General features: G+C 55.2%; 18 protein-coding genes. 14 read left to right on the top strand and 4 right to left on the bottom strand.

Going from position 1 to position 15,880, the window contains the following annotated elements; translation table 11 throughout:
* Positions 1-31: 31 nt before the first annotated feature.
* Both D1823_RS09130 and D1823_RS09125 read right to left on the bottom strand, forming a co-directional pair.
* Positions 32-340 carry a metalloregulator ArsR/SmtB family transcription factor gene (locus tag D1823_RS09130; RefSeq protein WP_117872807.1) on the bottom strand — a complete coding sequence of 103 codons (309 nt, stop codon included), beginning with the start codon at positions 338-340 and terminating at the stop codon, positions 32-34.
* Between the two features lie 100 nt (positions 341-440).
* Positions 441-815: a hypothetical protein gene (locus D1823_RS09125; RefSeq protein ID WP_117869623.1), complete on the bottom strand. Its 375-nt coding sequence runs from the start codon at positions 813-815 to the stop codon at positions 441-443.
* A gap of 80 nt (positions 816-895) precedes the next feature.
* Here D1823_RS09125 and D1823_RS09120 point away from each other — a divergent pair, with 80 nt between their 5' ends.
* From D1823_RS09120 to D1823_RS09055, 14 genes are all read left to right on the top strand, one after another.
* Positions 896-1,636, top strand: a complete 741-nt coding sequence (locus tag D1823_RS09120) for a cytochrome c biogenesis CcdA family protein (RefSeq protein ID WP_117869622.1) — start codon at positions 896-898, stop codon at positions 1,634-1,636.
* A 14-nt stretch (positions 1,637-1,650) separates the two neighbouring features.
* Entirely contained in the window at positions 1,651-2,229 is a 579-nt protein-coding gene (locus D1823_RS09115; protein ID WP_117869621.1) for a thioredoxin family protein, read from the top strand.
* Between the two features lie 131 nt (positions 2,230-2,360).
* The gene (gene soxX / locus D1823_RS09110; protein ID WP_117869620.1) at positions 2,361-2,837 is read left to right on the top strand and encodes a sulfur oxidation c-type cytochrome SoxX; all 477 of its coding nucleotides are present in this window, start codon (positions 2,361-2,363) and stop codon (positions 2,835-2,837) included.
* 46 nt (positions 2,838-2,883) lie between these two features.
* Complete coding sequence (soxY, locus tag D1823_RS09105) at positions 2,884-3,300, top strand: thiosulfate oxidation carrier protein SoxY (protein WP_117869619.1); 417 nt, start codon at positions 2,884-2,886, stop codon at positions 3,298-3,300.
* A 36-nt stretch (positions 3,301-3,336) separates the two neighbouring features.
* On the top strand, positions 3,337-3,666 hold the full coding sequence (gene soxZ / locus D1823_RS09100) for a thiosulfate oxidation carrier complex protein SoxZ (RefSeq protein ID WP_117869618.1): 330 nt from the start codon (positions 3,337-3,339) through the stop codon (positions 3,664-3,666).
* A gap of 70 nt (positions 3,667-3,736) precedes the next feature.
* Positions 3,737-4,582, top strand: coding sequence for a sulfur oxidation c-type cytochrome SoxA (gene soxA / locus D1823_RS09095; protein ID WP_117869617.1), 846 nt, complete (start codon positions 3,737-3,739; stop codon positions 4,580-4,582).
* Positions 4,583-4,669: 87 nt separating this feature from the next.
* Complete coding sequence (gene soxB / locus D1823_RS09090) at positions 4,670-6,367, top strand: thiosulfohydrolase SoxB (RefSeq protein ID WP_117869616.1); 1,698 nt, start codon at positions 4,670-4,672, stop codon at positions 6,365-6,367.
* Between the two features lie 25 nt (positions 6,368-6,392).
* Complete coding sequence (gene soxC / locus D1823_RS09085; RefSeq protein WP_117869615.1) at positions 6,393-7,655, top strand: sulfite dehydrogenase; 1,263 nt, start codon at positions 6,393-6,395, stop codon at positions 7,653-7,655.
* Positions 7,639-8,964 (top strand): c-type cytochrome, encoded by a 1,326-nt coding sequence (locus tag D1823_RS09080; protein ID WP_117869614.1) that lies wholly within the window; start codon positions 7,639-7,641, stop codon positions 8,962-8,964. The genes soxC and D1823_RS09080 overlap by 17 nt, the downstream gene beginning before the upstream one ends.
* A gap of 2 nt (positions 8,965-8,966) precedes the next feature.
* Positions 8,967-9,674, top strand: coding sequence for a c-type cytochrome (locus D1823_RS09075; RefSeq protein ID WP_117869613.1), 708 nt, complete (start codon positions 8,967-8,969; stop codon positions 9,672-9,674).
* A gap of 24 nt (positions 9,675-9,698) precedes the next feature.
* Positions 9,699-10,961 (top strand): NAD(P)/FAD-dependent oxidoreductase, encoded by a 1,263-nt coding sequence (locus D1823_RS09070; RefSeq protein WP_117869612.1) that lies wholly within the window; start codon positions 9,699-9,701, stop codon positions 10,959-10,961.
* Positions 10,962-11,042: 81 nt separating this feature from the next.
* On the top strand, positions 11,043-11,477 hold the full coding sequence (locus D1823_RS09065) for a DUF302 domain-containing protein (RefSeq protein WP_117869611.1): 435 nt from the start codon (positions 11,043-11,045) through the stop codon (positions 11,475-11,477).
* A gap of 1 nt (position 11,478) precedes the next feature.
* Positions 11,479-12,702: a 5-aminolevulinate synthase gene (hemA, locus tag D1823_RS09060; protein WP_117869610.1), complete on the top strand. Its 1,224-nt coding sequence runs from the start codon at positions 11,479-11,481 to the stop codon at positions 12,700-12,702.
* Between the two features lie 58 nt (positions 12,703-12,760).
* Positions 12,761-13,819, top strand: a complete 1,059-nt coding sequence (locus tag D1823_RS09055; RefSeq protein ID WP_117869609.1) for a YeeE/YedE family protein — start codon at positions 12,761-12,763, stop codon at positions 13,817-13,819.
* 1 nt (position 13,820) lies between these two features.
* On the opposite strand, the gene D1823_RS09050 is transcribed toward D1823_RS09055, so the two are convergent.
* Positions 13,821-14,765, bottom strand: coding sequence for an MBL fold metallo-hydrolase (locus D1823_RS09050; RefSeq protein ID WP_117869608.1), 945 nt, complete (start codon positions 14,763-14,765; stop codon positions 13,821-13,823).
* Complete coding sequence (locus D1823_RS09045; RefSeq protein ID WP_254683819.1) at positions 14,762-15,688, bottom strand: MBL fold metallo-hydrolase; 927 nt, start codon at positions 15,686-15,688, stop codon at positions 14,762-14,764. The genes D1823_RS09050 and D1823_RS09045 overlap by 4 nt, the downstream gene beginning before the upstream one ends.
* Positions 15,689-15,880: the final 192 nt, after the last annotated feature.

The following is a 15,880-nucleotide window of genomic DNA, read 5'->3' as shown; positions in this document are numbered from 1 at the left end:
CTCCCAAAGCTGGCGGCGTTTTGATCGGCGTTTACTTCTGCCTGCAGAAGAGGTCGTACACAACTTCCAATATTTGTGTCGATCGATCATCAGCCAATCTGTAGTAGATTGTTTTACCTTCACGCCGTGTTTTGACCAAACCTTCGAAACGCAGTCGGGACAATTGTTGAGATACCGCAGCCTGTCTCGCTGACAGCATCTCTTCCATCTGGGTGACGGACTTTTCGCCCGAGGACAGGTAGCATAAGATCATCAGACGCCCCTCGTGGCTGATAGCCTTCAGGAAGTTTGATGCCGTTTGCGCATTCTCCATCATCTGGTCCAGATCTTCTGCGCACATGTCTTTTGTGAACACTGGCAGTTTCGATGGTTTATCCAACAAGATCGCCTCGCTTTCTCAACTTCACGCATTCAAAACAGTTTATGTAATTTGCCGTCGTTTATCCAGAGGTCTCAATCTGTACCCCTGCGTCACGTAGCAGCACGCCCAACAAACCCCAAAAAAAGTCTTCACCGGGGTACCCTTCGATCCGGCCGACTTCGCGGCCGTTGTTCAGCAAGACAAAGGTTGGAGTGTAGTACAGAGGTCTTCCCAGTTCGATTCCATCCGGCATGGATGCATGGATGTCTACGCGCTGAAGCGGGGCGGCATTTCCTTCCGGTGTTTTCGGGTAAATCCCCGAGATTTCAGCATCCCAGCGGGCACACCACATACACCCATCTTCTTCTGCCATCAGAAGTGTCATTTCCGCCCGTAGAGCCTTGGGAGACACAAACAACGTGATCGCAAGTACAAGCAGGAAAAGGTGGCGCATCTCAAGCTCCGATTGACCGCGGCGACATATCTTTATTACTTTGAATGTATGAATGATAGCTCGCCAGGACAGGTTTGACCATGCTCGACATTACATTTGCAGGAGCTCTGGTCGCAGGGCTGTTGTCATTTCTGTCCCCCTGCATCCTTCCAATTGTGCCGTTTTACCTCAGTTATCTGGCGGGTGTCGGGATGGAGCAGATTTCTGCGAATTCAGCTATTTCCGGCAACGTTCGCCGCAGAGCAACGCTTGCTGCAATCGCATTTGCAGCGGGGATCATAACGATTTTTATGGCTCTCGGAGCCACGGCTTCGATATTCGGACAACTTGTTCGCGAATACTTCGATATCCTTCGTTGGATAGCGGCAGCCATCATCGTGACGATGGGTTTGCATTTCCTTGGGCTGATTCGCATCGGGTTCCTGTATCGACAGTTTCGGGCAGACGTCGGCGAGACATCAAACGTGAGCCTGATCGGAGCATATGTTCTTGGACTGGCATTTGCTTTTGGCTGGACGCCCTGTGTCGGGCCGGTGCTCGCTTCAATCCTGTTTACAGCGGCCGGAACCGAGACGGCTTGGCGTGGAGCGGTTCTTTTGTTCGTCTACGGGGTAGGAATGACCGCGCCGTTTGTTCTGGCGGCTTTCTTGGTTCGCCCCTTCATGCAGTGGATGGCACGGTTCAGAAAGCATTTGTCTCTGATCGAGAAGGTGATGGGGGCGTTGTTGATCCTGTTCGGCGTCCTGATCGCAACCAACTCCATCAATCAAGTCGCCCAATGGATGCTGGTCCATATGCCCTGGCTTGCAGTCATTGGATAAAACGGGAGGAAAACATGAAGCGAACATTGTCAATATTGATGGCGTGCTTGGTAGGCGTGGCAGTTTCCGCTGCTGAGATTGGCGACGATGGGTTGCACAAAACGCCGTGGATGCGCGACACGTTCAAAGACCTTCGCGAGGATCTTGAAGAGGCGTCAGGTGAAGGCAAGCGGTTGGTTTTGTTTATCGAGCAACAAGGCTGCATCTATTGCAAGAAAATGCATGAAGAGGTTTTCCCCCAGCCTGACCTGGCGGCGTTCATCGAAGAGAACTTCTTTGTCGTCCAACTGGATTTGCATGGAAGCACCACGGCCACCGACTTTGATGGGGAAGAGAGCGAGCAAAGAGCGCTGATGCGCAAATGGGCGATTCTGTTTACCCCGACCCTTGTATTTCTTCCCGAAGAGGTGCCCGAGGACGCCACTGCCATTGAAGCTGCGGTTGCAGTTATGCCGGGAGCGTTCGCCAAAGGAACAACTTTGGACCTTTTCACCTGGGTCTACGAGAAGCGGTACGAACTTGATAATGGTGAAGATTTCCAGCGGTATCACGCGCGACGCATTCAGGAGCGAAACAATGTTTCGCAAGATTGAGGGTCGGGGTTATAAATAAAAAAATTCATTGTAATGAATTTAATGTTGCGACAGGCCGCACTCGTCGACTACGGTACACAAATGCTTTGGGTCGCAAGGCGCCGTCGGCGTATTAGCAAATGGGAGGGATCATGAAGCTGAGACTCTTAACATTGGTCTGCGCAATGACGGGGGGTGCCGCTTTTGCAGCGGAGACAGACCCGGAAAACGTAACCTATGGTGAATATGGTGAGGTAGAGGTGTCTTTGAGCGGCGCCGCCGGTGATGCGGCAAATGGCGCACTTATCGTTGGCGATAAGTCAAAAGGCAATTGCGTGGCGTGCCACGCGGTATCGGCTTTGGCCGACATTCCATTCCAGGGCGAGGTTGGTCCGACGCTGGATGGCGCTGGTGATCGTTGGTCTGAGGCCGAGCTTCGCGGATTGGTCGCAAATGCAAAAATGACGTTCGAAGGCACGGTAATGCCAGCGTTCTACAAGAATGACGGCTATATCCGCCCGGGCGATGCCTATACCGGCAAAGCCCCGACTGAACCACTGACGCCGATCCTGACAGCGCAGGATATCGAGGACGTGGTCGCGTTTCTTGCGACCCTGAAAGAGCAATAGTCGCGCTTTCATAGCGTGATTGTCGAAGATTCAAAGGAGATTGAAAATGGAACTCTCTCGCCGCGAGACTCTGGCCCTTGGGCTGGGCGCCGCGTTCCTGACAATAATGCCGCTCCGTGCAAATGCGGCCGCTGAGGATGCGATTGCCGCGTTTACCGGTGGGGCGGATGTGGCAGACGGCGGTGTGACACTGACGGCACCTGAAATTGCCGAGAACGGAAACACCGTACCGATCGAAGTAAGCGCCCCGGGTGCCACTTCGATTCTGATCGTGGCCGCAGGCAACCCCGAACCGGGCGTTGCAACGTTCAATTTCGGCCCGCTGGCTGCTGAACAAGCCGCTTCAACCCGCATCCGTCTTGCGGGAACGCAAGACGTGATTGCCGTGGCGAAAATGGCAGATGGCAGTTTTGCCAAGGCATCCGCGACCGTAAAAGTTACAATCGGCGGCTGCGGCGGCTGATAGCCACGCATGCCTCGAAGAACAGGAGACTAACCAATGGCATCCGGTGTGAAACCCCGCGTCAAGGTTCCGAAGAAAGCCGCTGCTGGCGAAACCGTCACGATCAAGACACTGATCAGCCACAAGATGGAAAGCGGACAGCGTAAGGACAAAGAAGGCAACGTCATACCTCGGTCGATCATCAACCGTTTCACCTGCGAGTTTAACGGCGAAATGGTGGTCGATGTGACGATGGAGCCGGCAATTTCAACCAATCCGTATTTCCAGTTTGAGGCAACCGTGCCTGAGGCAGGTGAGTTCGTATTCACCTGGTACGATGACGACGGCTCTGTCTACGACGAGAAAAAATCGATCGAGATCGCCTGACGGCTCGACCACTAAGGCAGATCAGCGCCGGACATGAATTTTGGCGCTGGTCCACCAAGGGAGGAACGAAATGAATACTAAGGCACTTACGGCGATCGCAGCAGTTCTGGTTTTCCCAGTGGCAGCAATGGCCGGACCGGACGAAGACAATCTGGTGATCAATGGCGAGCTGGACATGACCTCGGTCACCGAAGCTCCGGCGCATCTGGAAAACCTGGACACGATCTATTCGGGTTGGCATTTCCGTACGAATGAGACCCAGGCCCTTCAGATCGATGATTTCGACAATCCGGCGATGATCTTCGTCGACCAGGCCGCCGACCTCTTTGAGACGGTTGATGGGGCTGCCGAAAATAGTTGTGCGTCGTGCCACGACGGGGTGGAAAGCTTCAAGGGATTGCAGGCTTCCATGCCAAAGGTTGATGACGAAACCGGCAAGCTGGTGGTCATGGAAGATCTGATCAATGAGTGTCGCACGGAGCGTATGGAAGCCGACGCCTGGAAATGGTCCGGTGGAGATATGCAGGGTATGGTCGCTTTGATCGGTCTGCAGTCACGCGGAATGCCCATGAACATTGCCATTGACGGTGATGCCGCCCCGTATTGGGAACAGGGCAAGGAAATGTATTATACCCGCTATGGTCAGTTGGAGCTGAGCTGTGCCAACTGTCATGAAGACAATTGGGGCAACATGATCCGAGCGGATCACCTGAGCCAGGGAATGATCAACGGGTTCCCGACTTACCGCTTAAAACAGGCCAAGCTGATCTCGCGACACAATCGTTTCCGCGGTTGTATTCGTGATACACGGGCGGAAACCTTTGCCGAAGGTTCGGACGAGTTCCGTGCGCTGGAGCTCTATGTTGCCTCGCGTAGCAACGGGCTTTCAGTCGAAACTCCGGCTGTGCGCCAGTAACGAATGACCCGCGTTGGCGATGCCCGGCGCGGGTTTTTCATGAAAACAACATTCACACATTTATATGTGTTATAGGAAAGCTGAAAGATGATTTCTCGACGTGACTTCTTGCAGGTTTCAATGGCGGCATCGGCTCTGTACGGGGCATCCGGGTTTGGCAACTGGGCCAGACTTGCAGCGCAGCAAAGTCTGACGCAGGATCAGCTGCTAGAGTTTGAGACCTTTGGCAATATCAGCCTGATCCATGTCACTGACATTCACGCGCAACTCAAACCGATTTTCTTCCGTGAACCTGAGATAAATCTTGGTATCGGCGAGGCAAAGGGGCAGATGCCGCACGTCACGGGGGCTGCGTTCCGCAAGGCCTACGGAATCGAAGATGGCAGCCCTTCCGCCTATGCGCTGACCTACGACGACTTTGCGGCACTGGCAAAGACCTATGGTCGGGTCGGTGGCTTGGACCGGGTTTCTACCGTCATAAACGCCATCCGTGCTGACCGGCCCGATGCCCTGCTTTTGGATGGCGGCGATACCTGGCACGGGTCTTACACCTGTTACCAGACGGCCGGTCAGGACATGGTCAATGTCATGAACGCGCTGAAACCTGATGCAATGACCTTCCATTGGGAGTTCACGCTGGGCAGCGACAGAGTGAACGAAATCGTCGAAGGTTTGCCCTTTGCAGCCTTGGGCCAGAACATTTTTGATGCCGAATGGGATGAACCTGCGGAATTGTTCAAACCCTACAAGTTCTTTGACCGGGGCGGTGCAAAAATTGCCGTTATCGGGCAGGCATTCCCATATATGCCAATCGCGAACCCGGGCTGGATGTTCCCTGAATACTCTTTCGGTATCCGGGATGAGAACATGCAGTCAATGGTTGACGAGGTACGCGATGCCGGAGCCGATGTCGTCGTCGTCCTCAGCCACAACGGCTTTGACGTAGATAAAAAAATGGCAGGCCGGGTGCAGGGGATCGACGTGATCCTCAGTGGCCACACTCATGACGCGCTGCCCGAGCCGGTTCTGGTGGGCAAAACACATATCATCGCGTCAGGCTCGAACGGAAAATTCGTCAGCCGCGTGGACCTGGATGTACGGGACGGGCAGTTGATGGGGTTGAAGCACAAGCTGATCCCGGTTTTCTCTGATGTTATAGCTCCGGATCCTGCGATCACCGCTCTGATAGATGAGCAGCGCGCGCCGTATGAGGCGACGCTCAGCGAAGTGATCGGTAAAACGGACTCGTTGCTCTATCGTCGCGGCAATTTCAACGGCACTTGGGATGATCTGATCTGCGACGCCCTGCTTAAAGAACGTGAGGCAGACATTGCCATGTCGCCTGGCGTCCGATGGGGCCCGTCGATCCTGCCGGGGCAGGAGATTACGCGCGAGGACATCTGGAACGTCACCTCGATGTCTTACCCGAATGCATATCGCACAGAAATGACAGGTGAATTCATCCATGTGATCCTCGAGGATGTCGGCGACAACCTGTTCAACCCTGATCCTTACTATCAGCAGGGCGGCGACATGGTCCGTGTCGGTGGGCTTGGTTACCGCATCGACGTGACCAAGCCGCAAGGGCAGCGGATCAGCGAAATGACCCTGCTCAAGACAGGTGAAGCGATTGATCCGTCGAAAACCTACGTTGTGGCGGGGTGGGCCAGTGTCAACGAAGGTACCGAGGGCCCGCCGATCTGGGATGTCGTCGAAAACCACATTCGCAATCTAGGCACTGTAACAGTGCAAGAGAACACCAGCGTCGATGTCGTCGGCGCATAAGAAACAGATGGAGACCTTAAGAGATATGGATGACGCGTTCAAACCGTCCCGCCGGGCCTTCCTGAAAGGCAGTGCCGCGGTCGCCGCGGGGTCAGTTGCAGGTGCGGCAGTGGCAGAAACGCCCGACCCCCTGATAACAGAGCTTCAGGATTGGGCGTCTTACACGGGTGCAGGCGTTGACGAGGCACCTTATGGTATGCCGATAAGCTATGAATCCCATGTCGTGCGCCGCAATGTGGAATGGCTGACCGCCTCTCCGATTTCGTCGATCAACTTTACTCCGATCCACGCGCTTGATGGCACAATCACACCCCAGGGATGTGCTTTTGAGCGTCACCATTCGGGTGCGATTGAGCTGCGCAAAGAGGACTATCGCCTGATGATCAACGGGCTGGTCGATCGCCCGCTTGTATTAACTTACGACGACATCGAGCGGTTTCCGCGCGAAAACCACGTGTATTTCTGCGAATGTGCGGCAAATACCGGGATGGAGTGGGCAGGCGCGCAACTCAACGGTGCGCAATTCACCCACGGCATGATTCACAATATGGAATACACCGGTGTTCCGCTGCGCACGCTGTTGCAGGAAGCAGGCGCCGATATCTCGCCCGACAAGTGGGTCTATGTTGAGGGCGCTGATGCGTCGTCCAATGGCCGCTCCATTCCGATGGAAAAAGCGCTGGATGATGTGTTGGTGGCCTTCAAGGCAAATGGCGAAGCCCTGCGGATGGAGCATGGCTATCCCGTGCGCCTGGTCGTGCCAGGCTGGGAAGGCAACATGTGGGTCAAGTGGCTACGCCGCATCGAGGTTGTCGATAGGGCAGTCGAAAGCCGCGAAGAAACTTCGAAATACACCGATGTTTATGCTGATGGCACAGCCCAGAAATGGACTTGGGTGATGGATGCGAAATCTGTCATAACCTCGCCCAGCCCGCAAATGCCGATCAAACATGGGCCCGGGCCGCTGGTGATTTCAGGGCTTGCATGGTCAGGCCACGGACAGATTACCCGTGTCGATGTATCCAAGGACGGCGGCATCACGTGGGAAACGGCACGCCTTGGCAAGCAGGGCGACTCCAAGGCTTTGTCGCGTTTCTATCTCGACACGAATTGGGACGGGGCACCCATGCTCCTACAGGCCCGAGCAATAGACGAAACCGGCTACGTACAGCCAACCAAAGACCAGCTGCGCGAAAAGCGCGGGGAAAACTCGGTCTATCACAACAACTGTATCCAGACGTGGTACGTAAGCGCAGAAGGGATCGCTGAGAATGTCGAAGTCTCTTAGTCATGTTTTCCTGCCGGTATTCGGCGGCACAGCGTTGGTGCTTGCGGGGGCGTTGGTCTTCGCCAACAGAAACTACGGCCAATCGAAAATCGAAACTTTGGAAACCCGGGTGGGTCAGATTGAGGCCCACGCAGCAGCCGCACAAGAAAAAGCGCAGGCAGAAGCCGACAGGGCAGCCCAACTGGATCTCAAAGTCCAGGAAATTCAGGCTGCTGCTGAGGAGCGGTTAGCAAATGGGGCGAACCTGACCGCACCTGCACCGAGCCGTGGTGGTATATATGGGATTGGACGCCCCGCCTTGGGGGAGGAGATCGCGACTTGGGATGTTGATGTTCTGCCGGACGGGCGTGGCTTGCCCGTCGGTTCGGGCGACGTTTGGACCGGGGAAGAAGTGTTTGCCGACCGCTGCGCGTCATGTCACGGCGAGTTTGCTGAAGGTGTGGACAACTGGCCCGTTCTTGCCGGCGGGTTCGACACGCTTGCAAACGAAGATCCCGTGAAGACCGTAGGGTCTTACTGGCCGCATTTGTCTACCGCTTGGGATTACATTTCCCGATCAATGCCATTTGGTGAGGCAGGCACTTTGACCGCGGATGAGACCTATGCGATTGTTGCATACATCCTGTATTCAAATGATTTGGTGGATGACGATTTCGAACTGAGCAACGAAAACTTTGCCGAATTCGAGATGTACAACAAGGACGGTTTTGTTGTCGATACGCGACCCGAGACCGAGTACGCTGAATGGCGCGAAGAACCTTGCATGAAGAACTGCAAGGCAGAGGCCGCTGTCACGATGCGCTCTGTTTTTCTGGTCGAGACGCCGCCAGAAGGTGGGTCGAACTCGGTGATGAATGATGCCACCGTGGAGGGGCTGCCGACATTCACTGCGGACGGCCCGTCGTTCATTCCGGCCGCAGCACCAAAGCCCGAGGAAGAAGCCGCGGCGGAACCGGCCCTTCAAAAAGCCGAAAAGACTGACGACGCGACCGAACTGGTTGCCGCCGGAGAGAAAGTCTTCAAGAAGTGCAAAGCCTGCCATCAGGTGGGTGAAGGTGCAAAGCACAGCACCGGGCCGGCATTGAACGGGATTGTCGGGTCCAATGCAGGATCGGTCGAGGGGTTCAAATACTCCAATGCAATGAAAGCCGCAGCCGAGGCCGGCCTTGTTTGGACGGATGAGGAAATGGCGGCCTTCCTGACAAAACCCAAGGACTACATGAAGGGCACGCGAATGTCTTTCGCTGGGCTCAGGAAGCCGGATGATATTGAGGCCGTGATTGTCTACCTCAAATCGTTCGGAAGCTGATCATGCGGTGGTCGAACATAGTGGCGTGCGCGGCGGTTCTGGCGGCTTTAGCCACATCGACCTACGCAACCGAAGACCTTGGTGATGCCGAGGCCGGGAAAACAGTGTTCGCCAAATGCACAGGCTGCCATCAGGTTGGCGAAGGAGCTGAAAACAAAATCGGCCCGCATCTGAATGGTGTCTTTGGGCGCAAGGCCGCAGGTCTCGATGGTTTCAATTATTCCAAGAGCCTTGTGCGCGCGGGAAATTCAGGTCTGGAATGGCACGCTGACACTTTGTCGGCCTATATCGAAAATCCACGTGCATTTGCGTCGGGTACAAGGATGAGCTTTGGCGGCCTGAAAGACCCGGAAGACCGTGCCAACGTGATTGCCTATTTGCGGGCGTTTTCAGACAATCCTCGTGATATTCCCGAAGCGGACCCAACCGCGAAAGGTACGGATCATTCCGTCGATCCAGCAATCCTGGCGATTCAGGGAGATCCCGAATACGGCGCATATCTCAGCAGCGAATGTACGACGTGCCACCAGATCAAAGGGGGTGACCAAGGTATCCCATCGATCGTCTATTGGCCCGACGAGGACTTTGTTGTCGCCATGCACGCATACAAGGACAAACAGCGGCCACATCCGGTTATGCAAATGATCGCCGGAAGGCTGAGCAATGACGAGATTGCGGCTTTGGCCGCCTACTTCAATAATCCAGAGTGACTGTGCCTAAGGGGAGGAAACGCGATGACACTCAATAGACGTACATTTCTAGGAGCCACCGGGGTGGTGGCAGCCGGACTATCTGCGCCGATGGTTCTGGCTCAGGGCAGACCCCGGGTCGTTGTTGTCGGCGGCGGCGCAGGCGGCGCTACTGCAGCCCGCTATATCGCCAAGGACAGCAAAGGTGAGATCGACGTGACGCTGATCGAGCCGTCACGGACCTACTACACCTGCTTCTTCTCAAACCTGTATCTGGGAGGGTTTCAGGAACTTTCGGATATCGCCCACAGCTATGGCACGCTTGCAGCTGAATACGGGATCAACGTGGTCCACGATTGGGCCGTCGGCGTGAATCGCGATGCCAAGACTGTTTCGCTGGCGGGTGGTGGCTCAGTTCCGTACGACAAGCTAATCCTGAGCCCTGGTATCGATTTTGTCGACGGGTCAGTTGAAGGCTGGGATGTCTCGGCGCAGAACAAGATGCCGCATGCGTACAAGGCGGGCTCTCAGACGGAACTTCTGAAGGCACAGATCATGGCGATGCCGGAAGGCGGTACCTTTGCGATGGTTGCTCCACCAAACCCGTACCGGTGCCCGCCCGGGCCCTATGAACGGGTCTCGATGGTTGCGCATGTTCTGAAAGCAAACAACCCAACTGCGAAAATCATCGTGGCAGATCCGAAGCCGAAGTTTTCGAAGATGGCATTGTTCCAGGAAGGCTGGGCGAACCACTATGAAGGCATGGTCGACTGGATCGGCGAAGACTTCGGTGGCGGCAATGTCTCGGTAAACCCGGACGCGATGACGGTGACCATCGACGGAGAAGAGACCAAAGTCGACGTCTGCAACGTGATCCCGGCGATGAAAGCCGGACTTATTGCGGAAATGGCCGGAGTGACCGACGGCAATTGGGCGCCGGTGAACGCCGCGGACATGTCCTCCAAGGCTGATCCGGACATCTATGTCCTTGGCGATGCCAGCCAGCAGGGTGACATGCCGAAATCCGGTTTCTCGGCCAACAGCCAGGCGAAAGTCTGTGCGAATGCAGTGCGGGGCGCGTTGACCGGATCCAAGGTGTTCCCGGCCAAGTTTTCCAACACCTGCTGGTCGCTGATCGACACAGATGATGGCGTCAAGGTTGGTGCAACCTACGAGGCGACGCCCGAAAAGATCGCCAAAGTCGACGGCTTCATCAGCCAGACCGGCGAAGATGCCGATCTGAGAAAAGCAACGTACGAAGAGTCGCTGGGTTGGTATGCCGGTATCACCTCGGACATGTTCGGATAGAAGTTTTCGGGGGTTTTGACACTGGTCAAAGCCCCTGAAGTTCAATCTGAGAAAATGCGGCTCAGGAGGAGGATCAAAACCATGAAGCATTTTATCGTTACGGCCGCTTTTTTTGCAGTCTCCGCAAGTCAGGGACTCGCGGAAGAGATCATCACTGCTCCCTTTGACGGAAGTTTTGATGATGCCACCTTTGCCGTCGAATCCGCCATTGTCGGGCAGGGGCTGGTCATCGACTATGTGAGCCACGTTGGGGAAATGTTGAACCGAACGGGCGCTGATGTCGGCAGCGACAAACAGATATTCGCGGCAGCGGACATCTTTATTTTTTGCTCGGCAAAGATTTCGCGTGAGGTGATGGAAGCTGATCCGATGAATATCGGCTATTGCCCATACGGGATTTTCGTGACCGAGGGCGATGACGGGGTGAAGGTAGGATACCGAAGCTATCCGGACGGCCCAATGCAAAAGGTCCAGACCCTGTTGTCCGAGATCGTTGAAGAGGCTGTTGGGGACTGAAATGAACTACCGGCAGTATTTTCGTGATCAACTTGGTCACCTGAAAGAAGAAGGAAACTACCGGGTTTTCGCGGACCTCGAACGTCAGTGCGGCGCGTTTCCAAAGGCGCGCAGTTACACAGGGGATGGTCCCGAAAAAGTCACTGTCTGGTGTTCGAACGACTATCTGGGAATGGGTCAGCACCCAAAAGTCCTCGCAGCCATGCACGGGGCGATTGACAAAAGTGGTGCTGGGGCAGGGGGAACGCGGAATATCTCGGGAACCACGCACGAACATGTGCTGTTGGAGCAGGAGCTTGCGGACCTTCACGGCAAGGACGCGGCATTGCTGTTCACGTCCGGTTACGTATCCAACTGGGCCGCCTTGGGAACCCTGGCGTCCCGCATTCCTGGCATCACGGTTTTGTCCGACGAATTGAATCATGCCTCGATGATCGAGGGGATTCGTCACAGTCGTTGCCAAAAGCGGATCTGGAAGCACAACGATCTTGCGGACCTTGAAAGACACCTTGCGGACTTGCCTGCAAATGCGCCCAAGCTCATTGCGTTTGAAAGCGTCTATTCCATGGACGGCGACATTGCACCGATTGCCGGGATCTGTGATCTGGCGGACCGATATGGCGCGATGACTTATCTGGATGAAGTTCACGCGGTCGGGCTTTACGGTCCGCGCGGTGGAGGCATTGCTGAGCGCGAGGGCCTGATGGACCGCCTGACCGTGATTGAAGGTACGTTGGGCAAGGCGTTCGGCGTGGTCGGAGGATACATCGCGGCGTCGAAGGAACTTGTCGACTTTGTCCGATCTTTTGCCAGCGGCTTTATTTTCACCACTGCTTTGCCTCCGGCCGTGGCAGCAGGTGCTGCGGCTTCGGTTAAGCACCTGAAGCAAAGCAATGCAGAGCGACAACAGCACAAAAAGCGGGTGCGCGAAGTCCGGGACAGGCTGGACGATCAGGGTATTCCCCATACTCCAAACCCAAGCCATATCATTCCGGTCATGGTCGGCGATCCGGTCAAGTGTCGCTTCATCTCTGATATACTGATGCGTGACTATGGGATTTACATCCAGCCCATCAATTATCCAACTGTTCCCAAAGGAACGGAGCGTCTGCGGATTACGCCGTCGCCGGTGCACACCTCTGAAGACGTCGACCGTCTGGTATCCGCATTGGGTGAGTTATGGACGCAATGCCAATTGGCGCGCAGGCCGATGGCCGCGCAATGACGAGGATAACTTGACCGAAGACAAGGACGAACACGCAACCAAGTGAGAATTTCTGTTCATGGAGAGGCTCATCGATCTACTGGGAGACCCGGGCGCCTTGGCATTTGCCGGAGTGCTCGTCGGTATCTTGTTCGGCGTGACGGCTCAGATATCTCACTTTTGTTTGCGAGCGTCGACTGTCGAAGTCGCCGAAGGTAAGTTTGGTCCCCGTTTGGCGGTTTGGCTGATCGCCTTTACCGCAGCACTAACGCTGGTACAGGCGCTTGTCTCGCTTGAATTGCTGGACCTTTCAGTAGCACGCGCCATCGCGTCAACCGGAAGCCTTAGCGGCGCGGTAATTGGTGGGGCGATGTTTGGCATAGGCATGGTTCTTGCGCGCGGATGCGCATCTCGCCTGCTGGTCTTGGCCTCCTGCGGCAATCTGCGTGCCCTCGTGACAGGACTGGTTTTGACCTTGGTGGCCCAGGCGGCCTACACAGGTGTTCTCAGCCCGGCCCGTGAAGCGATTTCCGGTCTGTGGACCATCTCAGGAGGCGCACAGCGCGATCTTTCAGGAATAATCGGACTTTCGCCACCGACCTATGCAGCCGTTGCCGCAATTGGATTTGTTCTGGCAATTGTTTTTGCATTTCATAGGAATGTCGCACCTGCAAAGATCGTGACAGCCGCAGGAGTTGGCGGGGCAGTGGCGCTTGGGTGGTTTATGACATATTCCATCGCGCAAGCTTCTTTCGAAGTCGTACCTGTGTCTTCAGTGACGTTTACCGGCCCTGCCACAGACACGCTGATGGCGTTGGTTTCAGAGCGAAATGTCGTGCTGTCTTTCGGTATCGGCCTTGTTCCCGGCGTGGCCATTGGCGCAGCAGGATCTGCTATTGTTACTGGCGAGTGGAGGATTGAACGCTTTGGCTCGGATACCCCGATGGAACGGTACCTGGTCGGAGCTGTCCTCATGGGGTTCGGAGCGATGCTGGCCGGAGGCTGCGCCGTGGGCGCCGGACTTTCAGGCGGGTCCGCCCTGTCATTGACAGCCTGGCTTGCCGTTTTCTTCATGTGGGTTGGGGCGATAGGCACGCACAGGTTTTTGATGCGGCTACCGGTACTGCAGCATTCCTGAGTTACTCGAACTCCATCTGCTCGAAAACGCGCCCGGCATTCTTTGTTGCCAGCTCATCGTACGTGTCCAGATGGGCATAAGGGGACTGATCGACATAGTAGGCTTCAGTCAAATCGCCGCCCGCGTCCATATGCTCCTGGATTTTGGTTCGCAGGTATAAAAGGTAATCCCGTGTATAGCGGCGCACCTGATCCATGTTCGTAGGATGACCGTGTCCGGGTACGACATATGTGGCATTCAAAGCCTCGAACTCGTTGTCCCATGTTTCAAGCCAATCCGCGGTATAGGTATTCTGAAAGATCGGCAGCATGCGCTCGTGGAACGCCATGTCACCCGCTATGACAAGGCTTTGGTTTGGCAACCAGATCGAGATATCGCCGGGACTGTGGGCCGGACCGAGGTATTTGGCTTCGATCCGGAAGTCGCCCATCTCAACCACGTATTCATCATCGAATGTCTCGGTTGGGCCTGCCAGAAACGTTCCCTCTGCCTTGTCCTGATTGTATCGTTTCATTCCCTCCAAAATTTGAGGGCCATACTCCTCGAACTCAGCTGCTGCATCCGAATGGGCGACGATTGGAACGCCGTTTTCTGACCAGTAGGCATTGCCAAGCATCGCGTGCCCCTGACCGTTCTCGTTGAAGACAAGCGTGACCGGCTGATCCGTAATCGCCTGAATTTCCTTGTGAAGCGCTTCGGCAAGGACATAGGCCGCGCCGCCGTTGACAACGACCACGCCCTCACCGGTCACGATGAAGCTCAGGTTGTTGTTGTGACCAGAGTTTTCGTAGGTCGGTGGAGCGGTTGCGCCAATGGCGGAATAGACGCCAGGGATGAATTCGACCGGCTTGGAATACAGAACACTTTGCGGATACTGGTCTGCAATATCCTCGCTTGCCCAAGCTGGTGTGACGAAAGCAACCGCAATCACGAGTGATCGAATCATGACGCCTCTCCAATGAATCTGTAGGCCGAGCCGGTCTTTTCGACGCGGCCAATTCCACCGTTCGGCAGGTGGAAGCCAACTATTCTCATTTTCTCTTCCGAAACCTGATCCAGCAGTGAGTAACGCGCAGCTGCGGCGATCTGGGGATCCTGATCCGTTCCACTGTGCCAATCGGGGTGTTCAAAAGCCACGTGAGGATTTCCGAGCGCGTCGCCGACAACCATCACCGACTCATTCCCATTTCGAAGCTCAAAGGCCATGTGACCGGGCGTGTGCCCAAAGCTTGCCCGTGCAGCAATACCCGGAAGTATCTCATGCCCATCCTCAAAGAACGCGACCTGATCCTCAATTGCTTCCAATCGCCGTTTGGCACCGGCCGCGAACGCGGTGCGATCTTCGCCAATCGTGTCCACCGTTGAGGGGTTCCACCAATAATCCCATTCTTTACGCCCAATGTGGTGCGTCGCATTTGGGAAAAGAAGGTCGTCGAAATCATCCAGAACACCCCAGATATGATCAGGGTGTGCGTGGGTGAAAACCACATGCGTGACACTCTCGGGTGACAGGTCGTTTTTTTCAAAAGTTTCCGCCAGTTTGCCGGACGTGGGCATGAAGTCTGGCCCCGCTCCAGCATCGAAAAGCACGGTGTTTTCATCATCTCTATAGAGCGTGAGGTTGCACTCTGGCTCGTACTTGGTGGCGTCCGCTTGATTGCGGATCAGGATTTGCTCGAGCTCCTCTTTGGGCATGGCTCTGAAAACAACATCATGTGGCAATGACAGGTGTCCGTCTGACAGGGTTGTAATTCGGGCTGAAGGACCGAGCTGCAACTCTGCCTGTACGATCCTGGCTTGAGCTCCAAGTGCCGCGAGGCAAGTGGCATTGAACATGAAACTGCGTCGAGAAAAAGAAATTTGATCCATTCACAATCATTAAAATGAATGTTATTATTTGTAAACGATGAAAGTTTTGAAATGGATGTCATTCTACGACCCTATGGAATGTAGAATGCCTGGGTAATTTGAAGCGATTTGCAGTTGTCTCACAGATCGTTTTTACCTGTGAGACCGCAATTGCAGAGAGCGTTTGGAAGACATATTGCAGGCGCTTATCTC

Source organism: Ruegeria sp. AD91A (genome assembly GCF_003443535.1).
GTDB lineage: Bacteria > Pseudomonadota > Alphaproteobacteria > Rhodobacterales > Rhodobacteraceae > Ruegeria.
The sequence above is the reverse complement of the archived record's forward strand: the minus strand, read 5'-3'. Positions and strand labels throughout refer to the sequence as shown.

Excerpts from the sequence above, each read along its gene's own strand:
- D1823_RS09070 (WP_117869612.1), top strand. The coding sequence starts at position 9,699 with ATGACACTCAATAGACGTACATTTCTAGGAGCCACCGGGGTGGTGGCA.
- D1823_RS09125 (WP_117869623.1), bottom strand. The coding sequence starts at position 815 with ATGCGCCACCTTTTCCTGCTTGTACTTGCGATCACGTTGTTTGTGTCT.
- D1823_RS09080 (WP_117869614.1), top strand. The coding sequence starts at position 7,639 with ATGTCGAAGTCTCTTAGTCATGTTTTCCTGCCGGTATTCGGCGGCACA.
- soxB (WP_117869616.1), top strand. The coding sequence starts at position 4,670 with ATGATTTCTCGACGTGACTTCTTGCAGGTTTCAATGGCGGCATCGGCT.
- D1823_RS09045 (WP_254683819.1), bottom strand. The coding sequence starts at position 15,688 with ATGGATCAAATTTCTTTTTCTCGACGCAGTTTCATGTTCAATGCCACT.
- D1823_RS09055 (WP_117869609.1), top strand. The coding sequence starts at position 12,761 with ATGGAGAGGCTCATCGATCTACTGGGAGACCCGGGCGCCTTGGCATTT.
- D1823_RS09075 (WP_117869613.1), top strand. The coding sequence starts at position 8,967 with ATGCGGTGGTCGAACATAGTGGCGTGCGCGGCGGTTCTGGCGGCTTTA.
- D1823_RS09050 (WP_117869608.1), bottom strand. The coding sequence starts at position 14,765 with ATGATTCGATCACTCGTGATTGCGGTTGCTTTCGTCACACCAGCTTGG.
- D1823_RS09130 (WP_117872807.1), bottom strand. The coding sequence starts at position 340 with ATGTGCGCAGAAGATCTGGACCAGATGATGGAGAATGCGCAAACGGCA.
- soxA (WP_117869617.1), top strand. The coding sequence starts at position 3,737 with ATGAATACTAAGGCACTTACGGCGATCGCAGCAGTTCTGGTTTTCCCA.
- hemA (WP_117869610.1), top strand. The coding sequence starts at position 11,479 with ATGAACTACCGGCAGTATTTTCGTGATCAACTTGGTCACCTGAAAGAA.
- D1823_RS09065 (WP_117869611.1), top strand. The coding sequence starts at position 11,043 with ATGAAGCATTTTATCGTTACGGCCGCTTTTTTTGCAGTCTCCGCAAGT.
- D1823_RS09115 (WP_117869621.1), top strand. The coding sequence starts at position 1,651 with ATGAAGCGAACATTGTCAATATTGATGGCGTGCTTGGTAGGCGTGGCA.
- soxX (WP_117869620.1), top strand. The coding sequence starts at position 2,361 with ATGAAGCTGAGACTCTTAACATTGGTCTGCGCAATGACGGGGGGTGCC.
- soxZ (WP_117869618.1), top strand. The coding sequence starts at position 3,337 with ATGGCATCCGGTGTGAAACCCCGCGTCAAGGTTCCGAAGAAAGCCGCT.
- soxC (WP_117869615.1), top strand. The coding sequence starts at position 6,393 with ATGGATGACGCGTTCAAACCGTCCCGCCGGGCCTTCCTGAAAGGCAGT.
- soxY (WP_117869619.1), top strand. The coding sequence starts at position 2,884 with ATGGAACTCTCTCGCCGCGAGACTCTGGCCCTTGGGCTGGGCGCCGCG.
- D1823_RS09120 (WP_117869622.1), top strand. The coding sequence starts at position 896 with ATGCTCGACATTACATTTGCAGGAGCTCTGGTCGCAGGGCTGTTGTCA.